Source organism: Streptomyces sp. 71268 (assembly GCF_029392895.1).
GTDB lineage: Bacteria > Actinomycetota > Actinomycetes > Streptomycetales > Streptomycetaceae > Streptomyces.
The window spans coordinates 5,024,147-5,048,374 of record NZ_CP114200.1 but is presented as its reverse complement, the minus strand read 5'-3'; the positions used below and the strand labels follow the sequence as shown (position 1 = coordinate 5,048,374).

The following is a 24,228-nucleotide window of genomic DNA, read 5'->3' as shown; positions in this document are numbered from 1 at the left end:
CGCACGCTTGGAGGGGTGGGTCCGTCACCCCCGCCCCAACACGTCGTGGACCAGCCGGGCCCACTGGGTGACCACCCGCTCGCGGCGTGGGGCGTCGTCCGTGAGGAGGTTGGCGAGGCCGAGGCCGCGGGCCATGTCGAGGAGGCCCTGCACGGTTTCCCGTACACCGGGGACGCTCTCGTCGGCGCCGAGGAGTTCGATCGCCATGCGGTGACTCTCGCGGCCGATGCGGGCCTCAAGTGCCGTGACGCGACCGCCGAGTTGGGGCTCGTTCGAGGCCGCCACCCACAGTTGCAGGGCGGCGCGGAACAGTGGGCCCGTGTAGAGGCTGACCAGGGCGTCGACCACGGCGTGGGTGCGCTCGGGGCCGTCGCGCTCGGGCGGGTCGGTGGCGCCCGTGAGCAGCGCGCGCAGGGCCGCCGAGCGTTCCTCGGCGACCTGCTCGACGGCCGCGGTGAACAGGTCCTCGCGGGTCGGGAAGTGGTGTTGCGCCGCGCCACGGGAGACCCCCGCGCGCTCGGCGACCACCGACACCGTCGAGCCCGCCCAGCCGTGCTCGGCCAGGCAGGCGATGGCGGCCTCAAGCAGCCGCTGGCGGGTGGCGCGGCTGCGGTCCTGTTTGGGATCGCGTAGCGCCGGGCGCGTGGTCAACGGGGTTCCTCCACGGTGCTGGGCTCGGCGGGCCGCGCGGCGTGCGGCCCGCCATCGGATGGTGCGGCCTTGGCTGGGGTGGCGGTGGTGGCTATGTCGGCTGGGTTCGCTGGGACGGTGGTGGCTGGGGTGGCTGTGCTGGCTGGGTTCGCTGTGCTGGCGGTCGTGGCCGGGGTGGGGGCCCACGCCGGGTCGCGGCGCTCCAGGAACGCCGTCATCCCTTCCCGGGCCTCGGCCGAGCCGAAGAGTCGCGCGGAGAGTTCGGCCAGTGCCGCCGTGTCCCGGTCGAAGGCCCGTAGCACCTCGGCCGTGACCAGCCGCTTGGACTCCGCGAGCCCCTGCGGCGAGCCCCGACGCAGCCCGTCCAGGACCGGGACCAGGACGTCGTCGGGATCGCCGGCGAGGGTGATCAGGCCGATGCGGGCCGCCTCGGCGGCGTCGAACCGCTCGCCGGTCAGGTAGTAGCGCCCGGCCGCGCGCGGGTCGAGCCGGGGCAGCAGCGGCATGGAGATCACGGCGGGCGCGAGGCCGAGCCTGGCCTCGGTGAACGCGAAGCTGGCCGCCGGCCCTGCCGCCGAGATGTCGCAGGCCCCCAACAGGCCGAGCCCGCCGGCCCGTACGTGCCCGGTGACGCGGGCGACCACCGGCACCGGCAGCTCCACGACGGTACGCATCAACCGGGCCAGGCCCAGCGGCCCGGCCACGGGCGCGCCCCCGTCGGCCGTGGCGCCGGACACCGCCTCGCTCAGGTCGGCACCGGCGCAGAACGTGCTGCCCGTGTGGTCGAGCAGTACGGCCCGAGTGGCCGGGTCGTTGGCGGCGGCCTCCAGGCCCGCCAGCAACTCGGTCACCAGGCGCGACGAGAGCGCGTTGCGGTTGTGCGGCGAGTCGAGGGTGAGCGTGGCGATGCCACGGTCGTACCCGCGACGCACGAGCGGCGCCGGCCGCTCCCCGGCCGTCGCGGACTGCCCGGGCCGCTCGGGTGGGTTGGTCATCGGTCCGCCGACCTCCTTCCTGGGCTGGGTGACTGGGTGGGTGAGTGGCTGGGTGACTGGGTGGGTGAGTGGCTGGGTGGCTGAAATGGCTGGGTGGGTGGGTGCGGGGTTGGGTGGGTGACTGGTGGGGTGAGGCGGCCGGATGGGCACGGCCGGTGGGGCTGCGGGGTGGTGCGCTTCGGCGCGCTTCGGGGCTCCATTGAACTGGATGGACTACGGGACGCGCCGGTTCCCCCGGCGCGTGGCGGACCGCCCCGGTGTCGTACGGGCATGCCTGGTGCGACCGTTCCCGTACGACCGGGTCCCGTACGGCCGCGTTCCCCGGCCGCCCCGCGCCGTGACCGCGCGGCCGGTCAGTACGACTTGGGCAGGCCGAGCGTGGTGTGCGAGACGAAGTTGAGGATCATCTCGCGGCTGACCGGGGCGATGCGGACCACGCGAGCGCCGGTGATGAGCGAGGCGAGGCCGTACTCGGAGGCGAGTCCGTTGCCACCGAGCGTGTGCACGGCCTGGTCGACGGCCCGGACGGTCGCCTCGCCCGCCGCGTACTTCGCCATGTTGGCCGCCTCGCCGGCCGCCATGTCGTCGCCGGAGTCGTAGAGGTGGGCCGCCTTCTGCATCATCAGGCGGGCCAGTTCCACCTCGATGTGCGACTGGGCGAGCGGGTGGGCTATGGCCTGGTGGGCGCCGATCGGACTCTTCCACACCTCGCGGGTCTTGGCGTAGTCGACGGCCCGCGCGAGGGCGAACCTGGCCATGCCGAGGCCGAAGGCGGCGGTCATGATGCGCTCGGGGTTGAGTCCGGCGAAGAGTTGGAGGAGTCCGGCGTCCTCGTCGCCGACCAGCGCGTCGGCGGGCAGCCGCACCTCGTCCAACGTCAGCTCGAACTGCTTCTCCGCCGCCGCGACCTCCATCGGGATCTGCCGGTAGCCGAAGCCGGGAGTCTGGCGGTCCACGATGAACAGGCACGGCTTGAGCTTGCCGGTGCGGGCGTCCTCGGTGCGGCCGACGATCATCGTCGCGTCGGCGACGTCCACGCCGGAGATGAAGACCTTGCGGCCGGTGAGCACCCAGTCGTCACCGTCCCGGCGGGCGGTGGTGGTGATGCGGTGCGAGTTGGAACCGGCGTCGGGCTCGGTGATGCCGAACGCCATCGTCCGCGAGCCGTCGGCCAGCCCCGGCAGCCAGGCCCGCTTCTGCTCCTCGGTGCCGAAACGGGCGATGACGGTGCCGCAGATGGCGGGCGAGACGACCATCAGGAGCAGCGGGCACCCTGCAGCCCCCAACTCTTCAAGCACCAACGAGAGTTCGACGATTCCGCCGCCCCCGCCGCCGTACTCCTCCGGCAGGTTGACGCCGAGATAGCCGAGCTTGCCGGCCTCGGCCCACAACTCTTCGGGGTGCTTGCCCTCGCGGACGACGGTGTCCATGTACGAGCGGCCGTACCGCGCGCCCAGGGCGGCGACGGCGGAGCGCAGCGCGCGGTGCTCCTCGGACTCGATCACGGCGTGGGACATGGGGCCTCCTCGGTGCGGGATGGCGTACGGGGGGTCGGGGGCGTGAGGTGCGCGCGTCGCGTGCGGTGCGCCAGGTACGGGCGGTGCGGCGGTTCCTGTGGTGCGTACGGTGCGCGGGGTGTGGTGCCTGCGGTGCCTGTGGCGCGTACGGGCTCAGGGGTACGGGTCGGGGGACCGGGCCGGTCAGTCGGAGACGACGGCGAGCAGGGCGCCGACCTCCACCTGTTGGCCCGGGACCGCGCGCAGGGCCGTGAGGGTGCCGGAGGCCGGGGCGGTGATCTTGTGTTCCATCTTCATCGCCTCCAGCCACAGCAGCGGCTGGCCGGCCCGCACGGCGTCGCCCTCGGCCACGTCGGCGAGCCGGATGACAGTGCCGGGCATGGGCGCGAGCAGCGAACCGGGCTCGGAGCGGGCACTCGGGTCGGGGAAGCGGGGCAGCGGGGTGAGGGCGTACGCGGTGGGCTGGCCGGGAGGGCCGGCGGCGGGCGGCGGCGTGTCGACGTAGACCGTCCCGTCCTCGTACGCGCTCACCGCAAGGGTTCGGCGGACGCCGGCCACGTCCAGGACGACCTGATCGCGGGTGGCCGAGAGCAGGCGGACGCCGGGCAGGCCGTCGGCGTCCAGGCCAGCGCGGGTGAGCCGGTAGCGGACCTCGTGCTCGGTGCCGTCCGGCTCGCTGCGGTAGCTCCGGGTCTGCGGCTGGGACGGCACGTTGCGCCAGGCGCCGCCGTAGCGGGTGCCGCCGAACCGCGAGCGCCCGCAGCCGTCCGCCAGCGCGGCGGCCAGCGCCGCCAGCCGCACGCCCGTCCCGCCGGGCCCGCCAGGCCCTTCCGCGCGGCCCGACTCTTCCGAGGCACCCAACTCTTCCACCTCACCCGCCTCGCCCGGGGCGGACCCGGTCAGCTCGGTCAGGTGGCGGTCGAGGAAGCCGGTGTCGAGGTCGGCGGCCTGGAAGCGCGGGTGGCGCAGGGCGCGTACGAGCAGGTCGCGGTTGGTGACCGGGCCGTGCAGGCGGGCCCGCTCCAGGGCGTGGGCGAGGCGGCGGACGGCCTCCGCGCGAGTGGGGGCCCAGGCGATGACCTTGGCCAGCATCGGGTCGTAGTGCGGGCTGATGGTGTCGCCGGCGCCGAAGCCGGAGTCCACCCGCAACCCGGCGGGCGGCAGCGGCTGGCCGGGCCCGGTCGGCGTCGTCGGGCCGAGGTCGAAGCGGCGCACCAGGCCGGTCTGCGGCTGCCAGTCGCGCGCCGGGTCCTCCGCGTACAGCCGGGCCTCCACTGCGTGCCCAGTGGGCTCGGGGGGCGTGGCGGGCAGCGGGTGGCCCTCGGCGACGCGCAGTTGCCAGGCCACCAGGTCGAGGCCGTGGACGCACTCGGTGACCGGGTGCTCGACCTGGAGGCGGGTGTTGACCTCCAGGAAGTAGCCGCGGCCCTGCGGAGAGACGAGGAATTCGACCGTGCCGGCGCCCCGGTAGTCGATCGCGGTGGCCGCCTGGGCCGCCGCCTCGTGCAGCGCCGCGCGCAGCGCGTCCGGCAGCTCGGGGGCCGGGGCCTCCTCGATGACCTTCTGGTGCCGGCGCTGGAGCGAACAGTCGCGGGTGCCGAGCGTCCACACCGTGCCGTGCGCGTCCGCGAGGATCTGCACCTCGACGTGGCGCCCGCGCTCCACGTACGGCTCGGCGAACACCTCGCCGTCACCGAACGCCGAGGCCGCCTCGACGCTCGCGGCCTTCATCTCTTCCGGGAGCGCGGCGAGTTCACGTACGAGCCGCATGCCGCGCCCGCCGCCGCCGGCCGCCGCCTTGACCAGCAGCGGCAGGTCTGCCTCGGTCGCCTCCTCGGGGCGTACGAGCGCGAGCAGCGGCACGCCGGCGCCGGCCATCAGCTCCTTGGCCCGGGTCTTGGACGCCATGACCGCGATGGCCGCCGGTGGCGGGCCGACCCAGGTCAGGCCGGCGTCGATGACGGCGCGGGCGAAGTCGGGGTTCTCGGAGAGGAAGCCGTAGCCGGGGTGGACGGCGTCCGCGCCGCAGGCCAGGGCGGCCTTCACCAGGAGGTCGGCGCGCAGGTAGGTGTCGGCGGGCGCGTTGCCCGGCAGGTGGACGGCGGCGTCCGCCTCGCGGGTGTGCGGGGCGCCCGCGTCGGCGTCGGAGTACCCCGTGGCGGTGGAGATGCCCAGCTCACGGCAGGTACGGAAGATGCGGCGGGCGATCTCGCCACGGTTGGCGACGAACAGGGTGGTGATCACTGATGCCTCGGCTTCGGTCACGTGGGTCACGGGGTGCCTCACATCCGGAAGACGCCGAAGCCGCCACGGGCGCCCTCGACCGGTGCGGTGTGGATGGCCGACAGGCACAGGCCCAGGACGGTGCGGGTGTCGCGCGGGTCGATCACGCCGTCGTCGTACAGCCGGCCGGAGAGGAACATCGGCAGCGACTCGGACTCGATCTGCTGCTCCACCATGGCGCGCAGCGCGGCGTCCCCCTCGTCGTCGTACGGCTGGCCCTTCGCTGCGGCCGAGGCGCGGGCGACGATGGAGAGCACGCCGGCGAGTTGCTGCGGGCCCATCACGGCGGACTTGGCGCTGGGCCAGGCGAACAGGAAGCGCGGGTCGTACGCCCGGCCGCACATGCCGTAGTGGCCGGCCCCGTACGAGGCTCCCACCAGCACGGACAGGTGCGGGACGGTCGAATTGGAGACCGCGTTGATCATCATGGCGCCGTGCTTGATGATGCCGCCCTGCTCGTACTCCCTGCCGACCATGTAGCCGGTGGTGTTGTGCAGGAAGACCAGCGGGATGTCGCGCTGGTTGGCGAGTTGGATGAACTGGGCGGCCTTCTGCGACTCGGCCGAGAAGAGTACGCCCCGCGCGTTGGCCAGGATGCCGACCGGGTAGCCGTGCAGGGTGGCCCAGCCGGTGGCCAGGCTCGGCCCGTACAGCGGCTTGAACTCGTCGAAGTCCGAGCCGTCCACGAGGCGGGCGATCACCTCGCGCGGGTCAAAGGGGACCTTGAGGTCGCCGGGCACGATGCCCAGCAACTCTTCCTCGGGGTACCTGGGCGGTTCGGCCGGCGGCGGGTCGGCGTGTGCCTTGGACCAGTTGAGGCGGGCGACGACGCGGCGGGCCTGGCGCAGCGCGTCCCGCTCGTCCACGGCGAAGTGGTCGGCCAGCCCGGAGACGCGGGCGTGCATGTCAGCGCCGCCCAGCGACTCGTCGTCGCTCTCCTCGCCGGTGGCCATCCTGACCAGCGGCGGTCCGCCGAGGAAGACCTTGGCCCGCTCCTTGACCATGATCGTGTGGTCGGACATGCCGGGGACGTACGCGCCGCCGGCGGTCGAGTTGCCGAACACCACGGCCACGGTGGGGATGCCGGCGGCCGAGAGCCGGGTGAGGTCCCGGAACAGGGCACCACCGGGGATGAAGATCTCCTTCTGGCTGGGCAGGTCGGCGCCGCCCGACTCGACCAGCGAGATACACGGCAGCCGGTTGGCGCGGGCGATCTCGTTGGCGCGCAGCGCCTTCTTCAGCGTCCACGGGTTGCTGGCCCCGCCGCGTACGGTCGGGTCGTTGGCCGTGATCAGGCACTCCACGCCCTCGACCACGCCGATGCCGGTGACCAGGGCCGCGCCCACGGCGTAGTCGCTCCCCCAGGCGGCGAGCGGGGAGAGTTCGAGGAAGGGCGTGTCAGGGTCCACGAGGAGTTCGATCCGCTCACGGGCCAGCAGCTTGCCGCGCTCGCGGTGCCGGGTGACGTACTTCTCGCCGCCGCCGGCGATCGCCTTGGCGTGTTCGGCCTCGACGGCGGCGAGCTTGTCGAGCATGGCCTCCCGGTGGGCGGCGTACTCGGGGCTCGTCGTGTCGAGCGCCGACGCGATGACGGTCACAACAGCTCCTCCGGGAGGTCGAGTTGACGGGCGCGCAGCCACTCGCCGACGGCCTTGGCCTGGGGGTCGAACCGGGCCTGGGCCGCGACGCCCTCGCCCAGCAACCCTTCGACGAGGAAGTTGAGCGCGCGCAGGTTGGGCAACAGGTGTCGGGTGATCGGCAACTCTTCGACCTCCGGGAGGAGGCGGCGCAGTCGCTCGACGGTGAGTTCGTGGGCCAGCCAGCGCCAGCCGGCGTCCGAGCGAGCCCACACGCCGATGTTGGCGCTGCCGCCCTTGTCGCCGCTGCGGGCCCCGACGACGCGGCCGAGCGGGGCCCGTACCGTCGGCAGCCCGGACGGCAGTGGCTCGGGCAGCGGCGGCGCGTCGAGCGGGACCAACCCTCGGGTGTGCGCCGGAGGGTCGACGGAAAGCCGCTCGCCACCGGGCAGCACCGCCGTGTGCGGCACGCTGGCCGCCGGTACGAACGCGGCCTCGAAGACGCCGTACGGGGCGCCCTTGCCGGGCGGGGCGGTGACGTGGAAGCCGGGAACGCTGGCGAGGGCGAGTTCAACGGCCGCGCCGCTCAGCGCCCGCCCCACCGGCTCCTGTCGCGGATCGCGGGCCACGAGCCGCAGCAGCGCGCTGGCCTCCTCCTGCACGGCGGCGTCCGGGCGATCGGTCCGCGCCAGCGTCCAGCACACCTCGGCGGGCCGCTGACCGGCCAACGCCTCCTCCACCTGGTCCCGTACGAGAGCGGCCTTGGCCTCGATGTCCAGGCCGGTCAGGACGAAGGTGACCTCGTTGCGCCAGCCCCCGAGCCGGGTCAGCCCGACCTTGACGTCGGGCGGCGGAGCCTCGCCGCGCGCGCCGCTGATCCGCACCCGGTCGGGCCCCTCCCGCACCAGGCGCAACGTGTCGAGCCGGGCGGTGACGTCGGGGCCCGCGTAGCGCGCGCCCTGCGTCTCGTAGAGGAGTTGGGCCGTGACGGTCTCGGTGGTGACGGCGCCGCCGGTGCCCGGGTGCTTGGTGATCACGCACGAGCCGTCGGCGTGGATCTCGGCGAGCGGGAAGCCGGGGCGGTACGGGACGCGCCGCCCGGGGCCGGCCGGGGACGCCTGGTGCGGAAGGGGCGCGGTGAAGGGTTGGTTGAAGGTTTCGGCGGAGGATCGGGAGGCGCCGAACGGGTCCTGCGGGCGGGGTAGGTGCTCGGTGAAGAAGGCGTAGTTGCCGCCGGTGGCCTGCGCGCCGCACTCCAGGACATGGCCCGCGACGACGGCGCCGGCCAGCGCGTCCCAGTCGTCGGGCGCCCACCCGAAGTGCGCGGCGGCGGGCCCGCTGACCAGGGCCGCGTCGGTCACCCTGCCGGTGACCACGACGTCGGCGCCGGCCCGCAGGCAGGCGGCGATGCCCGCGCCGCCCAGATAGGCGTTGGCGGTCAGCGCGTCCGCGCCCCAGCCCTCGCGCTGGGCCCGCTCCAGCACGTCGTCGCCCTCCACGTGGGCGACCCGTACCGGAACCCCCACCCGGTCGGCGAGTTCGCGTACGGCGTCGGCGAGCGCGGCCGGGGCCAGCCCGCCCGCGTTGGCCACGATCCGCACGCCGCGCTCGACGGCGAGCCCGAGCCCCTCCTCCAACTGCCGCAGGAAGGTCCTGGCGTAGCCACGGTTCGGGTCCTTCAGCCGGTCTCGGCCGAGGATGAGCATGGTCAGTTCGGCCAGGTAGTCGCCGGTCAGCACGTCCAGCGGGCCGCCGGTGAGCATCTCGCGCAGGGCGTCGAACCGGTCCCCGTAGAACCCGGACGCGTTCCCGACCCGCAGCGGCCCCGGCGCCGGAAGCCCGGCCCGCGCGGCCTCGGCCCCACCCATCGGCCACCCCGCCCCACCCGAACGCTCCACGCCCGGACTCGCTGGGCCTGAACTCTTCGCGCCCGAACCCTTCGCGCCGGAACCCTTCGCGCCCATGCCCGTCCCCCCCGCTCATGCCCCGCCCCCGCGCCGCTTGGTCCGGCAGCGGCCCGCGTCAACGGCCGTGACGCCGTCGACAGCCGGGGCCACCGCCGCGTGCGCGCCGGGGCCCGCGCCGTGTGCGGCGGCCACGGCGGCGCCGGCCAGGCTGCCGGCGGGGCGGCCCGCGCCCGGCGGGCCGGCGAACGCCTGGGCGATGCCGAGCCACCGTCTGGCCTCGCCGCCGTCCACCCGCAGGGCCAGGTCGTCGCGGTGCGCGCGCTGCGTGACGAGGAGGCAGAAGTCAAGCGCGGGCCCGCTGACGCGCTGGGACGCCTCGGGCGGCCCGTACGTCCACAGCGCCCCGTCGGGTGCCGTCAGCTCCACCCTGAACTCCTCAGTTGGTGGGGAGAGTTGATTGATCGCGTAGGCGTAGTCGCGCGCCCGTACGCCGATGTGGGCGATGTGCCGCAGCCGCGCGGTGGGCGTGCGGCGCACGCCGAGCGCGTCCGCCACGTCCTGCCCGTGCGCCCAGGTCTCCATCAGCCGGGCGGTCGCCATCGAGGCGACCCCCATCGGCGGCCCGTACCACGGCAGCTTCGCGCCCTCGGGCCGCGTGGCGAGCAGCTCGCCGAGCGCGGCGCGGCCGGCGCGCCAGCGGGCGAGGAGGGTGGCCGGCGGCTCCAGCGCGCCGGCCGCCGCGCCCTCGTCGACGAAGCGCTCCGGCGCGGCGGCGGCCTTCTCGACCTCCCGCGCGAACACCTCCGGCGCCGACGCGGCCTCGCTCGCCCGCGCGTCGGTCCAGGTTAGGTGGGCGATCTGGTGCGCGATGGTCCAGCCGACGGCGGGCGTCGGCCGGGCCCACTGGGCGGGGTCGAGCCCGGCGACCAGCGCGTCCAGCTCGTCGCCCTCGGCCCGCAGGTCATCGAGCAGGGCGGCGGTGTCGGCCATGTGCGCTCCCCATCTCCTCGGGTGCTCCTCGGTAGTTCCTCGGGTGTTCCTGGTTGCTGTTCGGGCGCTCTTCGGGTCGTGCTCGTCGCGATGCCCGAACCGCTCGCGCCCCCGGCGGAACGGCCCGTTCGGACAGCGAGCCGGCCCGGTCCGGGCAGCGGCCGGGATGAGGCCGCGCGACGGACGGGGCGGCCTCGCTCAGCAACGCGCCGGAACGACTCGGGGCCGAACCGGCACGGCTCGGGTTCGGATCGGAACGGCTCGCAAGCCGATCGGGAGTGGATCGGAATGGACTCGGCTCAGGCGGGCGACGGGTGTTGGGGATCGCCGGCGCGGCAGCGGGCACACCGCGCGGCGGGCGCCGGGGCAGTCCTCCCGGTGCCGAGAACGAGAGTGGCAGCCTCGCCAGAAACAAGCAAGCGTGATTGCATTGTTTTCTGTGAGCGACGCGCGCCGCCCGCGCCCCTTCCGGCCCCTATCGCACCCCCTATCGGCCTACAGCGGCGCGTCAGGGAAAGGATTCGGGCGAACTCGGTGGCCAGATAAGACCAGGTGGGCGAGGTCACAGTGGCAACCGACCGTCTCAGATGACGGCCCGCCGTCAGCAACTTGCCGGGATTTGTGGCTAGTTGGGGCCGTGGACGGGCCATACGCGCAGGTCATACCGGTCGTCCGAAACCGCATATCGGCCGCTCTCCACAGCTCGGAAACCAGACGTTTACTTCGGCGCGCGCGCGTGCGCGGTCATCGGGTTATACGCTGAAAGTCCTGGGCGCGAGCCAGGGACACCCCTTACGCAGCGGGTGTTTTCTCCAGGTCTCCTGAACTCTCGGACGAGGGCGGTGCGGTGGTACGGAAACGGGCGGCACTCAGCCTGCTGGCGGCCGTGATCGGCGCCATGCTGGCCGTGCTGTTGAGCGTTCCGACCGCGCAGGCCGCCGCCCCCGCCCCCGCCGGCTCGTACAGCGCCGGTCAGGCGGCGGAGACCGTCAGGCTGTGTGAGGACACTCCACGGCAGCCACGGCAGGGCGAGGAGTTGCCCGCTCGGTCATCGTCGTCGGGCCGTTACGGCACGACCCAGACCGCGCCGCCGACCTCCCGGCCGTGCAGTTCGACGCCCGTCACGCACGCCGCGCGCGCGTGTGGCGCCCCAGGGCCGGGCGGTCCCGACTGCGCGTCCCTCGGGCAACACCGAGAACGCGGGGCGGCACTGCCCGTCATGCTCCAGGTCTTTCGCTGCTGAGACGGCCGCGTAAGAGCACCGGACCGGCGCCCACGCCCGGCCCGGACCCACGCCGCGCTCCGCGCCGGGCCCACCGTCGTGCCCCGTGGAACCGTGGAGCGGCCGTACTCCGGCCGTAGCGAGGTCCCGGCCAGGCCCCCAGTGGCGGTCCGCTCCCCCTGGCGACCTTCCGAGCACCCAGCACACCCCTGATGCGCCGCCCCCGCCGCGGGCACGCCACCGCGTGCCCCCGGTGACTCCCGCGCGCCCCATCCGGGCGCGGCACCGACCGGTGACGATGGCCGTACCTCGGCCCCCGCACCGGTGGTTCCCCATGGGCCGCCCGTCGGCCGACCGTCAGGTGCGGCCACCCTCTCCCCCGCTCGGAACGGCTCCGCCCGGGCCCTCCCTGTTCCCTATACGCCAGTTCGTACCGATGCGCACCCCCCTTCAGCGCAGGAGGCAACTGACATGAAATCCCTCATCGACCACGCCCGTACCTTCCGTGACCAGCTCCACCAGCGCGCCGACCTGGCCGCGTTGGCCGCCGGACAGTCGCCGGAGGCGCTCTTCATCACCTGCTCCGACTCCCGCGTCGTCCCGTCGCTGATCACCGGCGCGCGCCCGGGCGGGCTCTTCGAGCTGCGTACGGCGGGCAACATCGTGCCCGAGTACCGCCCGGACCACCCCAGCGGCGAGACCGCCACCATCGAGTACGCGGTGGAGGTGCTCGGCGTCGCGGACATCGTGGTGTGCGGCCACTCGCACTGCGGCGCCGTCGGCGCGCTCGTCCGTGGCGAGGACCTGACCGCCGTACCGGCCGTCTCCAACTGGCTGTCCCACGCCGCCCATTCGCCGACCGGGCCCGAGGGCCCACTGGAGCCAGGCGACCACGGGCCTGAGGTCGCGCGCCCGGTCCAGGCGCACGTGCTGGCCCAGTTGGAGCGGCTGCGCGGCTACCCGTGCGTCGAGCGCCGGCTGGCCGCCGGCACGCTCGGGCTGCACGGCTGGTTCTACGAGGTGCACACGGGCGCCGTGCTCGAACACCGGTCGTCCGACGACGCGTTCCTCCCGCTGTGAGCCCCGATGACGGACGACGCTCACCTGTCGGCCGAGCCCTCCGGCTCCGCCCAACCCCCCAGACCACCCGTGGCTCCCGGCCCCGTGCCACCGAGCCACGGCAAACCGCATCGCGAGGACACCATGCGCCCCACCGCACTCACCCTGCGGCGTGACTTCGCCGCCTCACTCGTCGTCTTCCTCGTCGCCCTGCCGCTGTGCGTCGGCGTCGCCGTCGCCTCCGGCGTGCCGGCCGAGGTAGGGCTGATCACGGGCATCGTCGGGGGCATCGTCACCGGCATGCTCCCCGGCAGCAGCCTCCAGGTCAGCGGCCCGGCCGCGGGCCTGACCGTACTCGTCTACGAGGCGGTCGAGACCTACGGCCTCGGCGCCCTCGGCGTCATCGTGCTGGTCAGCGGGCTGGCCCAACTCGCCCTCGGCGCGCTGGGGTTCGGCCGCTGGTTCCGTGCCATATCCATATCCGTGGTCGAGGGCATGCTCGCCGGCATCGGCCTGGTCATCATCGCCGGCCAGTTGTACGCCATGGGCGACATCACCGCGCCCAAGACCGGCCTCGACAAGATCACCGGACTGCCCGGCCTGGTCGGCGACATCGCCGGGAGCGGCGACGCGCTGATCGCCTTCGCGGTCGGCGCCGGCGTCGTGGCGATCCTCGCCACCTGGCCGTACCTGCCCGCGAAAGTGCGGGTCGTGCCCGGCGCGCTGGCCGCCGTCCTGCTGGCCACCGGCGTGACCGCGCTGGCCGACCTGTCGATCGCCAAGGTCAAGGTGCAGGGCCTGCTCGACTCGGTGAACGTGCCGGGCGGTGGCGACTTCGACGACCTGGCCCAGGTCGGGATCATCGGCACCATCGTGGCCTTCACCCTCATCGCGTCCGCCGAGAGCCTGTTCAGCGCCGCGGCGGTGGACCGGCTGCACGACGGGCCGCGCACCGACTACGACAAGGAGCTGATGGCGCAGGGCGCGGGCAACACGCTCTGCGGCGTGCTCGGCGCGCTGCCGATGACCGCGGTCATCGTGCGCAGCTCGGCCAACGTGCACGCCGGGGCCGTCACCAAGGCGTCCCGGGTGCTGCACGGCGTGTGGCTGCTGCTGTTCGCCGCGCTGCTGCCGGCCGTCATCGGCCTCATCCCGCTCGCCGCGCTCGCCGGTGTCCTGGTCCACGCGGGGTGGAAGCTGCTGCCGCTGGGCCACCTGGTGCCGATGTGGCGCAAGCACCGGGGTGAGGCGATCATCCTGGGCGTCACGGCCATATCCATCGTGGCGGTCAACATGTTCGAGGGCGTGCTGATCGGCCTGGCGCTGTCCATCATCAAGACGGCCTGGGAGACCTCGCACATCCAGACCTCGGTCAAGGAGACGCCGAGCGGCACCATCCGCGTCTCCCTCACCGGCAACGCGACGTTCCTGCGGCTGCCGAAGATGCTCGACACGCTGGAGGGGCTGCCGGCCGACCGGCCCATCGAACTGGACCTGTCCGGCCTGCGCCACCTCGACCACGCGTGCAGCACGGCCCTCACCGGCTGGGCCGAGCGGCACAACGACGAGGGCACGGTGCCGGTACGGATCGCCGCCGAGGCACGGGTCGACGGCGCGGCGACGGCTCCCGACAACACGGGGGCCGACACGACTGCCGACGCCGACGCGCCGCCGTCCGCCCCGGCGGAGGGGCGCACCGAGAAGGAACGCGAGCGGGTGACCGCCTGACCCTTCCCCCGACCGCCCCTGCCCCGTCTCCGTTCCCGTAACGGGGACGGGGACGGGGGGGGGGGCACGCACCACCGGGCCGGGCCCGGCGACCTCCGCCGCGCCCGGCCCACGCGCGCGCGTGGGCTGTTCGGGAGGTGCGGGGCGTCGACCCTGGGTGTGGATATGGGTGCGGGCGCGGGGGCGAGTGGGGGCGTACGAGTACGCGTACGGGTGTGCCGTGGGGCTCAGGCGGGGCCGGGGGCGGGGTGCGGGCTGGTGCGGGTCCAGCTCAGGTGGTACCGCTGGAAGCTGGTGGACTTCAGGCCGGGGAAGGCCAACTGGTTCTGCCACTGGTCGTTGTCGCGGTCACCGTCGGTGTCATCGGCCTGTTGGTCCCGGTGGTCCTGGTGTTCCTGGTTGTCCTGATGGTCCTCGTGAATCGCGGCCAGCGCGTCGACGTGCGCCTGCACGCTCACCCACTCCGCGTAGTTGAGCACCCGCGTGCCGTCCGTGCTCACGTGGAAGTGCGCCGCGAGCAGCCCGTCGAAGTCGTCGACCTCCGGTTCGTCCCCGTCGAACCAGCCGTCCACCCAGCGCCGCAGCCGTGCCTCGTCCGGCCCGTCGAACTCGATGCTCACGGCGACGGCGCAGCCGACGGCCGGCGCCCGCGGGCCGCGCGAGCGCGGCGTGAAGGCGCTGCGGTAGAGCCGGTAGGACGTCACCCCGTCGCGCTCGATGCCCGGCACCGCCGCGTCGATCTCGGCGGCGTGCGCCGCCTGCCGCCCCGCCCCGACGTACGCCTCGCGCGCCGCCTCGCTCGTCCACTGCGCGTAGTGCAACAGCGTCTCGCCGTCGGTGCCGGTGTACACGCTGTAGCCCAGCAGCTCGGGCGTGGGCCAGGGCAGTCGCCGCCAGGTGGCGGCGATGGCGTCCACGGCGGCGCGCTGCCGCTCGGGCGTGCCCACCCGCCAGGTGCTGAACGTGGCCAGGCCGGCGTCGGCCCTGGTGGCGTCCGGATACGCGAACGGGCCGACGGCCGGTTCAGCCGCCTCGCCCACCTCGGCCGTCCCGCCCGCCCCCGTGTGCGTGGTCGTACGGTCCTCTGCGGTCATCGCCGGTCTCCTCGTGGTCCGGGCGGCGCGCGGCACACGCCGCGCACCGGGTGCGTGCCGCGCGTGGGTGCGTGCGCCGCGCGTGCGTGCCGGACCGCGCCGTGCCCCGGGCCCGGGCGCCGGGCGGCGTCGCCCCTGCCGTCCCCTGCCGTGAGCGACGCACGCGTGCGCTGGCCAGCGGGCCGGGGGCGCGGCGCGGATGGTGACCATCCTGAAACTTCAACCACAGTTGAAGTCAACCCCGTTCGGGACCGGGCGTCGGCTCACTCTTCGTCCCGCCGTCCGGCCAGCGCCTCCGCCAGCACCTCGGCCAGGTGGCGGGCGCGCTGGCCGGCGAGTTGGTGGAGTTGCGTACGGCAGGAGAACCCGTCCGCCAGCACCTCGGCGCCGTCCGGCCGGTCCCGTACGGCGGGCAACAGCGCCTCTTCGGCGCAGGCCACCGAGACCTCGTAGTGCCCGGCCTCGAAGCCGAAGTTGCCGGCGAGGCCGCAGCAGCCGCCGCTGAGTTCGCCGGTCAGCCCGGCCCGCTCGCGCAGCGTGCGCTCGGCCGCGTCGCCGAGCACCGCGTGCTGGTGGCAGTGGGTCTGGCCGACGACGGGGCGGTCCACGCGCGGCGGGTGCCAGTTCGGCGCGTACTGATCCAGGGCCTGCGCGAAGGTGAGCACCGACGCGGCGAGTCGGGCCGCGCCCGGTGTGTCGGGGCCGAGAAGTTCGGGCAGGTCGGCGCGGAGTGTCGCGGCGCAGCTCGGTTCGAGGACGACCAGCGGCAGGCCCGCGTCCAGGGCCGGGGTCACCGCGTCCACGGCGCGCCGCATCACCTGCTTGGCCCGGTCGAGCTGACCGGTGGAGACCCAGGTCAGCCCGCAACACAGCGGCCGGCCCGGCCCGGTGGGCGGCACGACGACCCGTAGCCCGGCGTCCTCAAGGACGGCGACCGCGGCCCGCCCGACGCTCGGCGCGAGGTAGCTGGTGAAGGTGTCGGGCCACAGCACCACGGTGGGCCGATCACGGCCCCGGTCCCGGTCCCGGTCCCGGCCACGCTCCCGTACTCCGGGTCGGCCAGCCCGCCGCCGGGCCCGGGTGCGCCACCAGCGGGGGAAGGGTTCGGCGGCCAGCTCCGGCAGGTCACGCTCGGGCGCGATGCCGCCAACTCGCTTGGCCAGCGCGGCGAGTGGCCCGACCCGGGCCGCCGCGTTCGCCACCGGTGCCAGCCGGAGCGCGGCGGCGGTCCGCAGCCACACCGGCAGCCAGCCCATGGCGTAGTGCGCGGCGGGCCGCAGCCGGCCGGCGTAGTGGTGGTGCAGGAACTCCGCCTTGTACGTGGCCATGTCCACGCCCACCGGGCAGTCGGTGCGGCACCCCTTGCAGGACAGGCACAGGTCGAGCGCGTCGCGCACCTCGGTCGAGCGCCAGCCGTCCGCGATGACCTCGCCGGCGAGCATCTCGTGCAACAGCCTGGCCCGCCCCCGGGTCGAGTGCCGCTCGTCGCCGGTGGCGCGGTACGAGGGACACATCACGCCGGCGCCGCTCACGGAGGTCGTACGGCACTTGGCGACGCCCACGCAGCGCCGCACCGCGGCCGAGAAGTCGCCGCCGTCCTCCGGATAGCCGAACGCGACGTCCACCGGCTCGCGCGGCAACACCGCGAACCGCAGGTTCTCGTCCAACCGGTGCGGCCGGGCCAGCATCCCCGGATTCATCCCGCCGGCCGGGTCCCACAGGTCCTTGAACCGCTCGAAGAGTTGGACGAGTTCGTTCCCGTACATCTTCGGCAGCAGCTCCGCGCGCGCCTGCCCGTCGCCGTGCTCGCCCGAGAGCGAACCGCCGTGCGCGACGACGAGGTCGGCCAGGTCGTACGAGAAGTCGCGGAAGCGCGCGATGCCGGGCTCGGTCAGCAGGTCGAAGTCGATCCGCACGTGGATGCAGCCGTCACCGAAGTGCCCGTACGGCGTGCCGCGCAGCCCGTGCTGGGCGAGCAGGGCGCGGAAGTCCCGCAGGTAGCCGCCGAGCCGGGCCGGCGGCACCGCGCAGTCCTCCCACCCCGGCCACGCCTCTCCCCCGAGCCCTCGGCTCCGCCCGGGCAGTGAGGCGCCCCCGGCGTCCGGCATCCGGGTGGCCGTGCCGGAGGCGTCCTCGCGGACGCGCCACAGGGCGCGCTGGTGGGCGGGGTCGGTGATGACGGCGCTGTCGGTGCACTCGGCCGCCGCGTCGCGCAACAGCGCGCCGGCGTGCGCCCGCGCCTGCTCCGGGCTGTCGCCGCCCACCTCCACGAACAGCCAGGCCCCGCCGCGCGGCAGCGACGCGGCGGCGACCGGCCCCACCAGGTCGCTGGCCATGCCCTCGACGGTCAGCGGCCCGTGCGGCAGCAGCGTGCTGGCCGCGTCGGCGGCGGCGTTCTCGTCCGCGTACCCGAGGATCGCCAACGCCCGCGCCCCCGGCGCCCGTACGAGCCGTACCGTCGCCTCACTGACCACCCCGAGGGTGCCCTCGCTGCCGGTGAAGGCGCGCGCCAGGTCGAGGCCGCGCTCCGGCAGCAGCGCGTCGAGCGCGTACCCGGAGATGCGGCGCGGCAGCTCGGGAAAGCCGGTGCGCAGCAGCGCCAGGTTCCCGTCCACCAGCCCCCGCAACCCGTCCCGCAGGCGGACGGGCAGCCCGTCCAGGCCGCCACCGTCCCCCTCCCCGAGGAGCCGCGCCCGCTCGCCCCCGTACAGCAGCGCCGTCACCTCCCGCACGTTGTCGGCGGTGGTGCCCCAGGCCACCGAGTGCGCGCCGCAGGAGTTGTTGCCGATCATTCCGCCGATGGTGCAACGGCTGTGCGTGGACGGGTCGGGCCCGAACGTCAGCCCGTACGGCGCGGCGGCCGAGCGCAGCTCGTCGCAGATGACACCGGGTTGGACGACGGCCGTACGGGCCTCGGGGTCGAGCGAGAGGACGCGGTTCAGGTACCGGGTCGTGTCGAGCACGACCCCGACCCCGGTCGCCTGCCCGGCGATCGAGGTCCCGCCCCCGCGCGGTACGACGGGCACGCCGTGCTCGCGGCAGACGGCGAGGGTGGCCGCGATGTCGTCCACGTCGCGCGGCGCGACGACGGCGAGCGGCACGCGGCGGTAGTTCGAGGCGTCCATCGTGTTCAGCGCGCGGGTGGTGGTATCGGCCGCCACGTCGCCGCGCACGGCCGCCCGCAGGGCGTGGGTGAGGGCGCGGCTCTCGGCGCTGTCTTCGGCGTGGCTTCGGGGTCGCGTGGGCCGGGTGGCCGGGCGCCCGGGTCGTTCTCCCCGCCGGGTGGGGGCCGGACTGTCCCTGGTGGGTGGCCCGTCGCCGGCAGCCGCCGGCTGGCCGCTCGGTTCGTCGGAATGCCGCTGGTCGCCGCCTGACTCCGGGTCGTTGCTCTTCTGCGCCATGGGTCCAGCGTGCCTGGGGAGGGGTGGTTGGGGTGAGGTGGCGCACGGGGCGGGCCCCGACCCCAGCCCAGCGGGGGAGGCCCGGCCCCCACGCGCGAGACACCGCTCACGCGTGGGAGCCGGACCCACGTGAACCGGTCAGTCGCACTGCTCACACAGTTGCCCACGCCGCACCACGACCGGCAGCGACCTGCCCACCCCCGGCTCGGGCACCCACCGGCCCCGGTGGGACCGGCGCTGCGGTGGGCCGTACGGGGACTGCCAGGCCGGCCGGTCGGCCACGGCCGAGGCGCGGAGTCGGGCGGCGAGGGGCTGGTGGTCGAGGGTGAGGCGGAAGGTGTCGCTCACCCGGGAACGCGCGGAGGCGGACAGGGAGCAACGGCGGAGGACGATCGACAGCGAGGTGGGGAAGGCCACCCAGGTTGTGGACACAGAGATATCCCGTTTCCAGTGAGAGGACCGCAGCGAAAGGCAGCGCGGCGCACAGGACTGCGACGCGCGACGGAACAGCGCTCGGGGGTTCTCACTTGGTGTACAACGGCACGTCCTTGACCGGAGAGCGGATGACTGCGGGCGGAAGGACGGTAACGGCCCACGGGAACCCGGCTCCACTCCTTTTTCGGCCGGGTGGCGAGACTCTTCTTTCGGCCGGGTGGGTGGGTGGGTGGCGGGACTCTTCTTTCGGCGGGTGGTGACGGCCGGCGTACGACTCGACCGGGGAGGCCAAGGCCATGCCGCGCCCGCGACCGCTCCCACACGACGGCGCGAGGACGACACTGGGCCCTCGCGGACGGGGGAATCCGCGAGGGCCCAGCAGGGAAGGGCGCAGAAGGGGGCTGCGAAAAGGGTGAGGTCAGTCCTTGAGGACGTCCTTGATCTTTTCCTTGGCGTGTCGGGCGTCTCCCTTGGCCTGGTCGGCCCGGCCGTCCGCGGTGAGGCGCTCGTTACCCACGGCACGCCCGGCGGCTTCCTTGACCTTGCCCTTGGCCTGGTCGGTCTTGGCCTCGGTCTTCTTGTCGGCAGCCATGTCACTCACACCTTGATCTACTGGACATCAGGTACATCCAGCGTCTGACCGCTGTGTTCGGGTTCAAACACGGTCAACGGTGGCGGCGGCCGAAAGCGGCGCGATCGACGATCGGCGACGGATGGCCGGCGATCGGCGCGGACCGCCGTCCCCGGCCTGGCGCCCGAGATCGACGCACCAGTCACCCGGTCACTGATCGCCTACGACCACGGGTTCAGGTGTAGGCCGCCGTGTCGCGCACTTCACCGAACCGGGGAAAGATCTTCTCCACGGTGAAGTCGTGCTCGTCGGCAGCGAAGCCGGACATCGCGTCGGCGACGAACTCCACCTCGTAGCCGTGGTCGCTCGCGGCCCGCGCGGTGGACTCGACCCCCATCGTGGTGACCAGCCCGGCGAGTACCAGCGTGTCCACGCCCCGATCGCGCAACTGGTCGTGCAGGTCGGTGCCATGGAACGCACCGACGGTGCGCTTGACGATCACCACGTCGCTGGGCTGGACCAGACCGGCGGCGAAACCGCTGCCCGGCGGCTGCTCGGTCGTGTTCGGCCTTTCCACCCGAACCAGCACCACCGGGCGACCGCTCGCCCTGAACACCTCAGCCAACCGACGGCAGCGCGTCAACACCTCTTCGCCGGAGTGCGGGGCAAGGGGCAGGTCGATGATGCGCGGCATCAGGTCAATGAGGATCAGCGCGGAGGTCACGGAGGCGATAGTAGGCCAGGGCCCGAGACCGCCTCCCTTCAGCTGTACCAACAGGTGAACACCTCGGACTCGCTCGTCCTAGGTCCGCAGCCCTCGGCCGGGCCCATCCGAGGTCCGGTCGCAGGGCCGATGCCACGCCCCGGCGGCCGGGGAGACGATGTGGGCGTACACCGCTGACCCCATTGCCCCCGTTACCTCGTTGACCCCATTGACCCCGTTGGTCTCGTTGAGAGGAGCGCGACATGTCGTACCTGGAACCCCTCGCCTACCCCGAGCCTCGCTACCACGGAGCCGAAGGCGAGGTGAACGCGGTCTTCCGGCCGGCGGACGCCCCGCCGGACCTCTCCTCGCCCGGCGGGACCACCCACTACCTGGCCACCAACGAGTCCACGGGTGGCGAGTTCGGGCTGTACAAGGTGGAGTTGGCGGCGCGTTCGGCCGGCGCCAAGCCGCACTTCCACCGGGCGATGTCGGAATCCTTCTACGTACTCTCCGGCGAACTGGAGCTGTACAACGGCGAGAAGTGGGTCACCGGCCGCGCCGGCGACTTCCTGTACGTGCCGGTCGGCGGCCTGCACGGGTTCAAGAACGCGACCGACGAGCCGATGACCATGCTCATGCTCTTCTCACCGGGCGCGCCGCGCGAGGAGTACTTCGAGCGGGTGGCGGAGATGTCCCAGCGCGGCGGTGAGGAGCTGAAGCGGTTCCGCCACCGGCACGACAGCTACTTCGTGGAGGACTTCGAGCCGGGGACGGGTGGCGGCGGCGCGGCGTAGCCGTGGGTACGGCCCTCCGGGGCGGCCGGCGACAGCAGGGCGGCCGGTGCGTTCGCAGCCGCCCGACCAGGCGGGGCGGCCGGGGCCGTGCCCACCACGACCGTGACGTCCAACTCCTCCGAGGTGGTCAGCCGGGCCGCCAGCCCGCCCCGTACGAAGGCCAGTGCGGCGCGCGCGGCCTGTCGCTCGCTCGTCTCGACCAGGACGCAGCCGCCGGGCGCCAGCCACTCGCGCGCGCCGGCGGCCACCCGGCGCAGCACGTCGAGCCCGTCCGTGCCACCGTCGAGGGCCACCAGCGGCTCGTGGTCGCGGGCCTCGGACGGCAGCAGCGCGACCGCGTCGGACGGGACGTACGGCACGTTCGCCGCCAACACGTCGACCCGCCCACGCAGCGCGGCGGGTAGCGGCGCGAACAGGTCGCCCTCGTACACGCGCCCGCCGACGCCGGCGACGTTGCGCCGGGCGCAGCGCACGGCGGCCGGGTCCACGTCGGCGGCGTGCAGGACGGTGCCCGGCCCGAGCGCGGCCACCAGGGCGGCGCCCACCGCGCCAGAGCCGCAACACAGGTCCACCACGACGGCCCCGGCCCTCCCCTCCCGCGCCGCCGACCGCCGGCCAGTCGCGTGCGCGACGGCCTGGCTGACCAGGAACTCCGTACGCCGCCGGGGTACGAACACCCCGGGGTCGAGCGAGATCCGCAACCCCCGGAACTCGGCCCAGCCCACGACCTGCTCCAACGGCAACCCGGCCACCCGGCGCCGCACCATCGTCTCGACCTCCTCCGGCGTGCGGGCGGTACGCAGGATGAGCCGCGCCTCGTCCTCGGCGAACACGCAGCCTGCGGCCCGCAGCCGGTCGACCACGTCGGGCGGGGCGGTTACGGCGGGAGGCGAGGCGGGACACGCGGGAGGTGAGGTGGGCAGGGCGTACGGGTCCGAGCCTGGGCACGGGCCCGGGACCGGATGCGTCGGGGACTGCGCTGCGTCGGGGGACATGCGGGGTACGTCGTAAACGTGTGACACGGGAACCTTTCGAGGCGCCTGCGGGGCCCCTGGGTTCACCTACGCGACGAACCGCACCCATGCGAGGGGGAGCACCCGACCTGACACTGCGGAAATGGGGCTCACCTCCTCGTTCGCTCGACGGTTCACGGCTGGAGCGCGTGACCACTGGAGCGCGCCACTGTACCCGACCGGCGCGCGGACGCCAGTCGCGCGCCCCCACGCGTGTGGACCGGTGCCCCGGGTGGGCCGGCGGCGGTGGGCTGACTGGAGGGTGTCCGTACGCGGCTGTCTCGGCTGTGACCACCGCAGCCCACGGGAAACTCCACCCGCCAAGGGTGACCCGGCACCGTGACTTGATGGGGGAGGCGCAATGCTCAAGCGCGCACGCTGCGAATCGTCGAGGAAGCATGGAAAAGCGGGGGCGGCACGCTGCGGCTGATCGCCTTCGTGGGAGCGGCCACCTGCGCCGCACTCACCCTCGGTGGTGGCGCCTGGCTCGCGGGCCTGCTGTAGCGGTGCTGAGGCGCGACCCGGATTCTTCGGAGTTCGGTGGTCTGAGGATGTCGAGAACGTGCCACCGGCTCCGTCCCAGGGACATCAGCGGCCACCACCAGCCGCACGAGGAAGAAGGAGAAACCAGCATGGCGATTCAGCGGATGGACAACGTCGGCATCGTCGTCGAGAACATGGATGCCGCCATCGCGTTCTTCGTGGAACTCGGTATGGAGCTGGAGGGCAGGGCGGAGGTCGAGGGCCTCTTCGCCGACCAGTGCACCGGACTCGACGGCGTCCACTGTGACATCGCGATGGTCCGGACCCCGGACGGTCACAGCCGGCTCGAGCTGGCGAAGTACCGCAACCCCGCGGCGATCAGCGCAGGGCCGCGTAACCAGCCGCACAACGTTCTGGGCACGCACCGCGTCATGTTCGCCGTCGACGACCTCGAGGACACCGTTGCCCGCCTGCGCCCTCACGGCGCCGAACTCGTCGGCGAGATCGCCCGGTTCGAAGACAGCTATCTGCTCTGCTACCTCCGCGGCCCGGAGGGCATCATCGTCGGACTGGCCGAGCAACTGCGCTGAGAAGGAGGCCGAACCAAGCAGCCGCACGAGATCGTCGAGGTTCTGAACCGCCCGACCAGCCAGGAACCGCTGGCCCGTGACGTGGCCCGCCTGGCCTACGTCGCCAAGGCCGGAAACCCGCGCAACCGCCCCACCCTCGTACGTCCCGCGCCCACGGGCCACCCGTGACGAGCGGGCGCGCTGTGACGGCCTCGCCGACGTCCGCGTACGGCGGTTGTGGCGGCCCAGCGCGCGGGTGGTCACAACGCGTCGGCCGCCCCCGACGCGCCCCGCCACAGCAGTGGCGGCGGCTGGCCGGTCACGGCGACGCGCAACGCGTGCACCAGGGCCACCCGGCCCAGTTCCGCGATCGGCGTCCACACCAGCTCGTGATCACCGCAGTCGCACGGCACGAGGCCACCGTCCGTACCGAGCCAGCCGCCGTCCACGATCAGCGCGAGCTGTTCCGGGCACGCGCCGCCCTCGTCCGACCGCTGGTCCACGGCGAGCAGGCGTGGCTGGAGCGGCTGCCGAAGGCCCAGCGCGGTCGCCACCCGCCCCGCCGCCGTACGCGCCGGTTCGCCCGGGCGCACGATGACGCCGGGTGGCTCGGCCCCACCGGCGCGGGCGACCTGGAGGACCCGGGGCCACGACCGGGAGACGTCCAGCGGCGCGGCCGGGTCGGCCGGATGCCATACGAGGAGTTCGACCCGCACCTCACACGCCGTCACGAAGCACCACCCGCGAGCAGGGTCATCGCGGCACACTCCGTTGGCTCCCGGTCGTCGAAGGTGCACATGCCGGCCGCGCTCGCCCCGTCCGACCAGAACCACGCCTCGTCGGTGGTGTACTCGACCCGCCGCGCGTTGGGGCACAGCACGTCCTTGCCGAGCGCGTCGGGGTCGAACAGCGAGAGTTCGTAGGCGTGTTGGAAGTCGACGTCGGTCGTCGGCTCCCACGTGTCGCCGTCCCGCAGGAAGAACCGCAGGGCAAGCCCCTTGACGATGACCCGGTGCGCGCCCACCAGCGCGAGGTGCCGCGTCACGCGACCTCACCCCCGCTGCGCGCGTCCCGGTGGCGCGGGCAGCGGCAGGCGCCCCACGCGTCGGCGCGGTGCTGCGACTCAAGCTCGCCCCGGGTGACGGTGGTTGGGTCGACGCGAACCGTACGGCCCCCTACGGGGCGAGGCTTTTCACCGGGGCGCATGCAATACACCCGGAGGCTCATGGTGTG

At 73.9% G+C, this 24,228-nt stretch carries 20 protein-coding genes; 5 read left to right on the top strand and 15 right to left on the bottom strand.

What is annotated here, in order from left to right; all coding sequences use genetic code 11:
• Nucleotides 1-24: 24 nt before the first annotated feature.
• The 7 genes from OYE22_RS19945 to OYE22_RS19915 all read right to left on the bottom strand — a co-directional run bounded on the left by OYE22_RS19945 (nt 25) and on the right by OYE22_RS19915 (nt 9,920).
• Complete coding sequence (locus OYE22_RS19945; RefSeq protein ID WP_277321680.1) at nt 25-651, bottom strand: TetR/AcrR family transcriptional regulator; 627 nt, start codon at nt 649-651, stop codon at nt 25-27.
• Complete coding sequence (locus OYE22_RS19940) at nt 648-1,646, bottom strand: enoyl-CoA hydratase family protein (RefSeq protein ID WP_277321679.1); 999 nt, start codon at nt 1,644-1,646, stop codon at nt 648-650. Before OYE22_RS19940 ends, OYE22_RS19945 begins: the two co-directional genes overlap by 4 nt.
• 353 nt (nt 1,647-1,999) lie before the next feature.
• Entirely contained in the window at nt 2,000-3,163 is a 1,164-nt protein-coding gene (locus OYE22_RS19935; protein WP_277321678.1) for an acyl-CoA dehydrogenase, read from the bottom strand.
• 183 nt (nt 3,164-3,346) lie between these two features.
• Nucleotides 3,347-5,407, bottom strand: coding sequence for a biotin carboxylase N-terminal domain-containing protein (locus OYE22_RS19930; RefSeq protein WP_277324221.1), 2,061 nt, complete (start codon nt 5,405-5,407; stop codon nt 3,347-3,349).
• 38 nt (nt 5,408-5,445) lie between these two features.
• Entirely contained in the window at nt 5,446-7,044 is a 1,599-nt protein-coding gene (locus tag OYE22_RS19925; protein ID WP_277321677.1) for a carboxyl transferase domain-containing protein, read from the bottom strand.
• Nucleotides 7,041-8,891 carry an acyclic terpene utilization AtuA family protein gene (locus OYE22_RS19920; protein ID WP_277321676.1) on the bottom strand — a complete coding sequence of 617 codons (1,851 nt, stop codon included), beginning with the start codon at nt 8,889-8,891 and terminating at the stop codon, nt 7,041-7,043. Before OYE22_RS19920 ends, OYE22_RS19925 begins: the two co-directional genes overlap by 4 nt.
• Before the next feature lie 111 nt (nt 8,892-9,002).
• Nucleotides 9,003-9,920: a TIGR03084 family metal-binding protein gene (locus OYE22_RS19915; protein WP_277321675.1), complete on the bottom strand. Its 918-nt coding sequence runs from the start codon at nt 9,918-9,920 to the stop codon at nt 9,003-9,005.
• A gap of 847 nt (nt 9,921-10,767) precedes the next feature.
• Between OYE22_RS19915 and OYE22_RS19910 the strand changes: the two genes are divergently transcribed.
• The 3 genes from OYE22_RS19910 to OYE22_RS19900 all read left to right on the top strand — a co-directional run bounded on the left by OYE22_RS19910 (nt 10,768) and on the right by OYE22_RS19900 (nt 13,929).
• The gene (locus OYE22_RS19910) at nt 10,768-11,163 is read left to right on the top strand and encodes a hypothetical protein (RefSeq protein WP_277321674.1); all 396 of its coding nucleotides are present in this window, start codon (nt 10,768-10,770) and stop codon (nt 11,161-11,163) included.
• 450 nt (nt 11,164-11,613) lie between these two features.
• Nucleotides 11,614-12,222, top strand: a complete 609-nt coding sequence (locus tag OYE22_RS19905) for a carbonic anhydrase (protein ID WP_277321673.1) — start codon at nt 11,614-11,616, stop codon at nt 12,220-12,222.
• Between the two features lie 123 nt (nt 12,223-12,345).
• Nucleotides 12,346-13,929: a SulP family inorganic anion transporter gene (locus OYE22_RS19900; RefSeq protein WP_277321672.1), complete on the top strand. Its 1,584-nt coding sequence runs from the start codon at nt 12,346-12,348 to the stop codon at nt 13,927-13,929.
• Between the two features lie 227 nt (nt 13,930-14,156).
• Here OYE22_RS19900 and OYE22_RS19895 read toward each other — a convergent pair whose 3' ends face one another.
• The 5 genes from OYE22_RS19895 to OYE22_RS19875 form a co-directional block, all read right to left on the bottom strand.
• Nucleotides 14,157-15,023 carry an antibiotic biosynthesis monooxygenase gene (locus tag OYE22_RS19895; RefSeq protein ID WP_277321671.1) on the bottom strand — a complete coding sequence of 289 codons (867 nt, stop codon included), beginning with the start codon at nt 15,021-15,023 and terminating at the stop codon, nt 14,157-14,159.
• A gap of 263 nt (nt 15,024-15,286) precedes the next feature.
• The gene (locus tag OYE22_RS19890; protein ID WP_277324220.1) at nt 15,287-18,148 is read right to left on the bottom strand and encodes an FAD-binding and (Fe-S)-binding domain-containing protein; all 2,862 of its coding nucleotides are present in this window, start codon (nt 18,146-18,148) and stop codon (nt 15,287-15,289) included.
• 414 nt (nt 18,149-18,562) lie between these two features.
• Nucleotides 18,563-18,856: a hypothetical protein gene (locus OYE22_RS19885; RefSeq protein ID WP_277321670.1), complete on the bottom strand. Its 294-nt coding sequence runs from the start codon at nt 18,854-18,856 to the stop codon at nt 18,563-18,565.
• A 421-nt stretch (nt 18,857-19,277) separates the two neighbouring features.
• Nucleotides 19,278-19,451 carry a CsbD family protein gene (locus OYE22_RS19880; protein WP_187059588.1) on the bottom strand — a complete coding sequence of 58 codons (174 nt, stop codon included), beginning with the start codon at nt 19,449-19,451 and terminating at the stop codon, nt 19,278-19,280.
• 214 nt (nt 19,452-19,665) lie between these two features.
• Complete coding sequence (locus OYE22_RS19875; protein ID WP_277321669.1) at nt 19,666-20,154, bottom strand: isochorismatase family protein; 489 nt, start codon at nt 20,152-20,154, stop codon at nt 19,666-19,668.
• A gap of 242 nt (nt 20,155-20,396) precedes the next feature.
• Here OYE22_RS19875 and OYE22_RS19870 point away from each other — a divergent pair, with 242 nt between their 5' ends.
• Complete coding sequence (locus tag OYE22_RS19870) at nt 20,397-20,930, top strand: cupin domain-containing protein (protein WP_277321668.1); 534 nt, start codon at nt 20,397-20,399, stop codon at nt 20,928-20,930.
• On the opposite strand, the gene OYE22_RS19865 is transcribed toward OYE22_RS19870, so the two are convergent.
• Nucleotides 20,879-21,925, bottom strand: coding sequence for a putative protein N(5)-glutamine methyltransferase (locus OYE22_RS19865; protein WP_277321667.1), 1,047 nt, complete (start codon nt 21,923-21,925; stop codon nt 20,879-20,881). The genes OYE22_RS19870 and OYE22_RS19865 overlap by 52 nt on opposite strands.
• 650 nt (nt 21,926-22,575) lie before the next feature.
• Here OYE22_RS19865 and OYE22_RS19860 point away from each other — a divergent pair.
• Nucleotides 22,576-23,016: a VOC family protein gene (locus OYE22_RS19860; RefSeq protein WP_277321666.1), complete on the top strand. Its 441-nt coding sequence runs from the start codon at nt 22,576-22,578 to the stop codon at nt 23,014-23,016.
• Between the two features lie 239 nt (nt 23,017-23,255).
• Here OYE22_RS19860 and OYE22_RS19855 read toward each other — a convergent pair whose 3' ends face one another.
• The gene (locus tag OYE22_RS19855) at nt 23,256-23,726 is read right to left on the bottom strand and encodes a hypothetical protein (RefSeq protein ID WP_277321665.1); all 471 of its coding nucleotides are present in this window, start codon (nt 23,724-23,726) and stop codon (nt 23,256-23,258) included.
• Nucleotides 23,723-24,040, bottom strand: coding sequence for a hypothetical protein (locus tag OYE22_RS19850; protein WP_277321664.1), 318 nt, complete (start codon nt 24,038-24,040; stop codon nt 23,723-23,725). The genes OYE22_RS19855 and OYE22_RS19850 overlap by 4 nt, the downstream gene beginning before the upstream one ends.
• Nucleotides 24,041-24,228 lie beyond the last annotated feature (188 nt).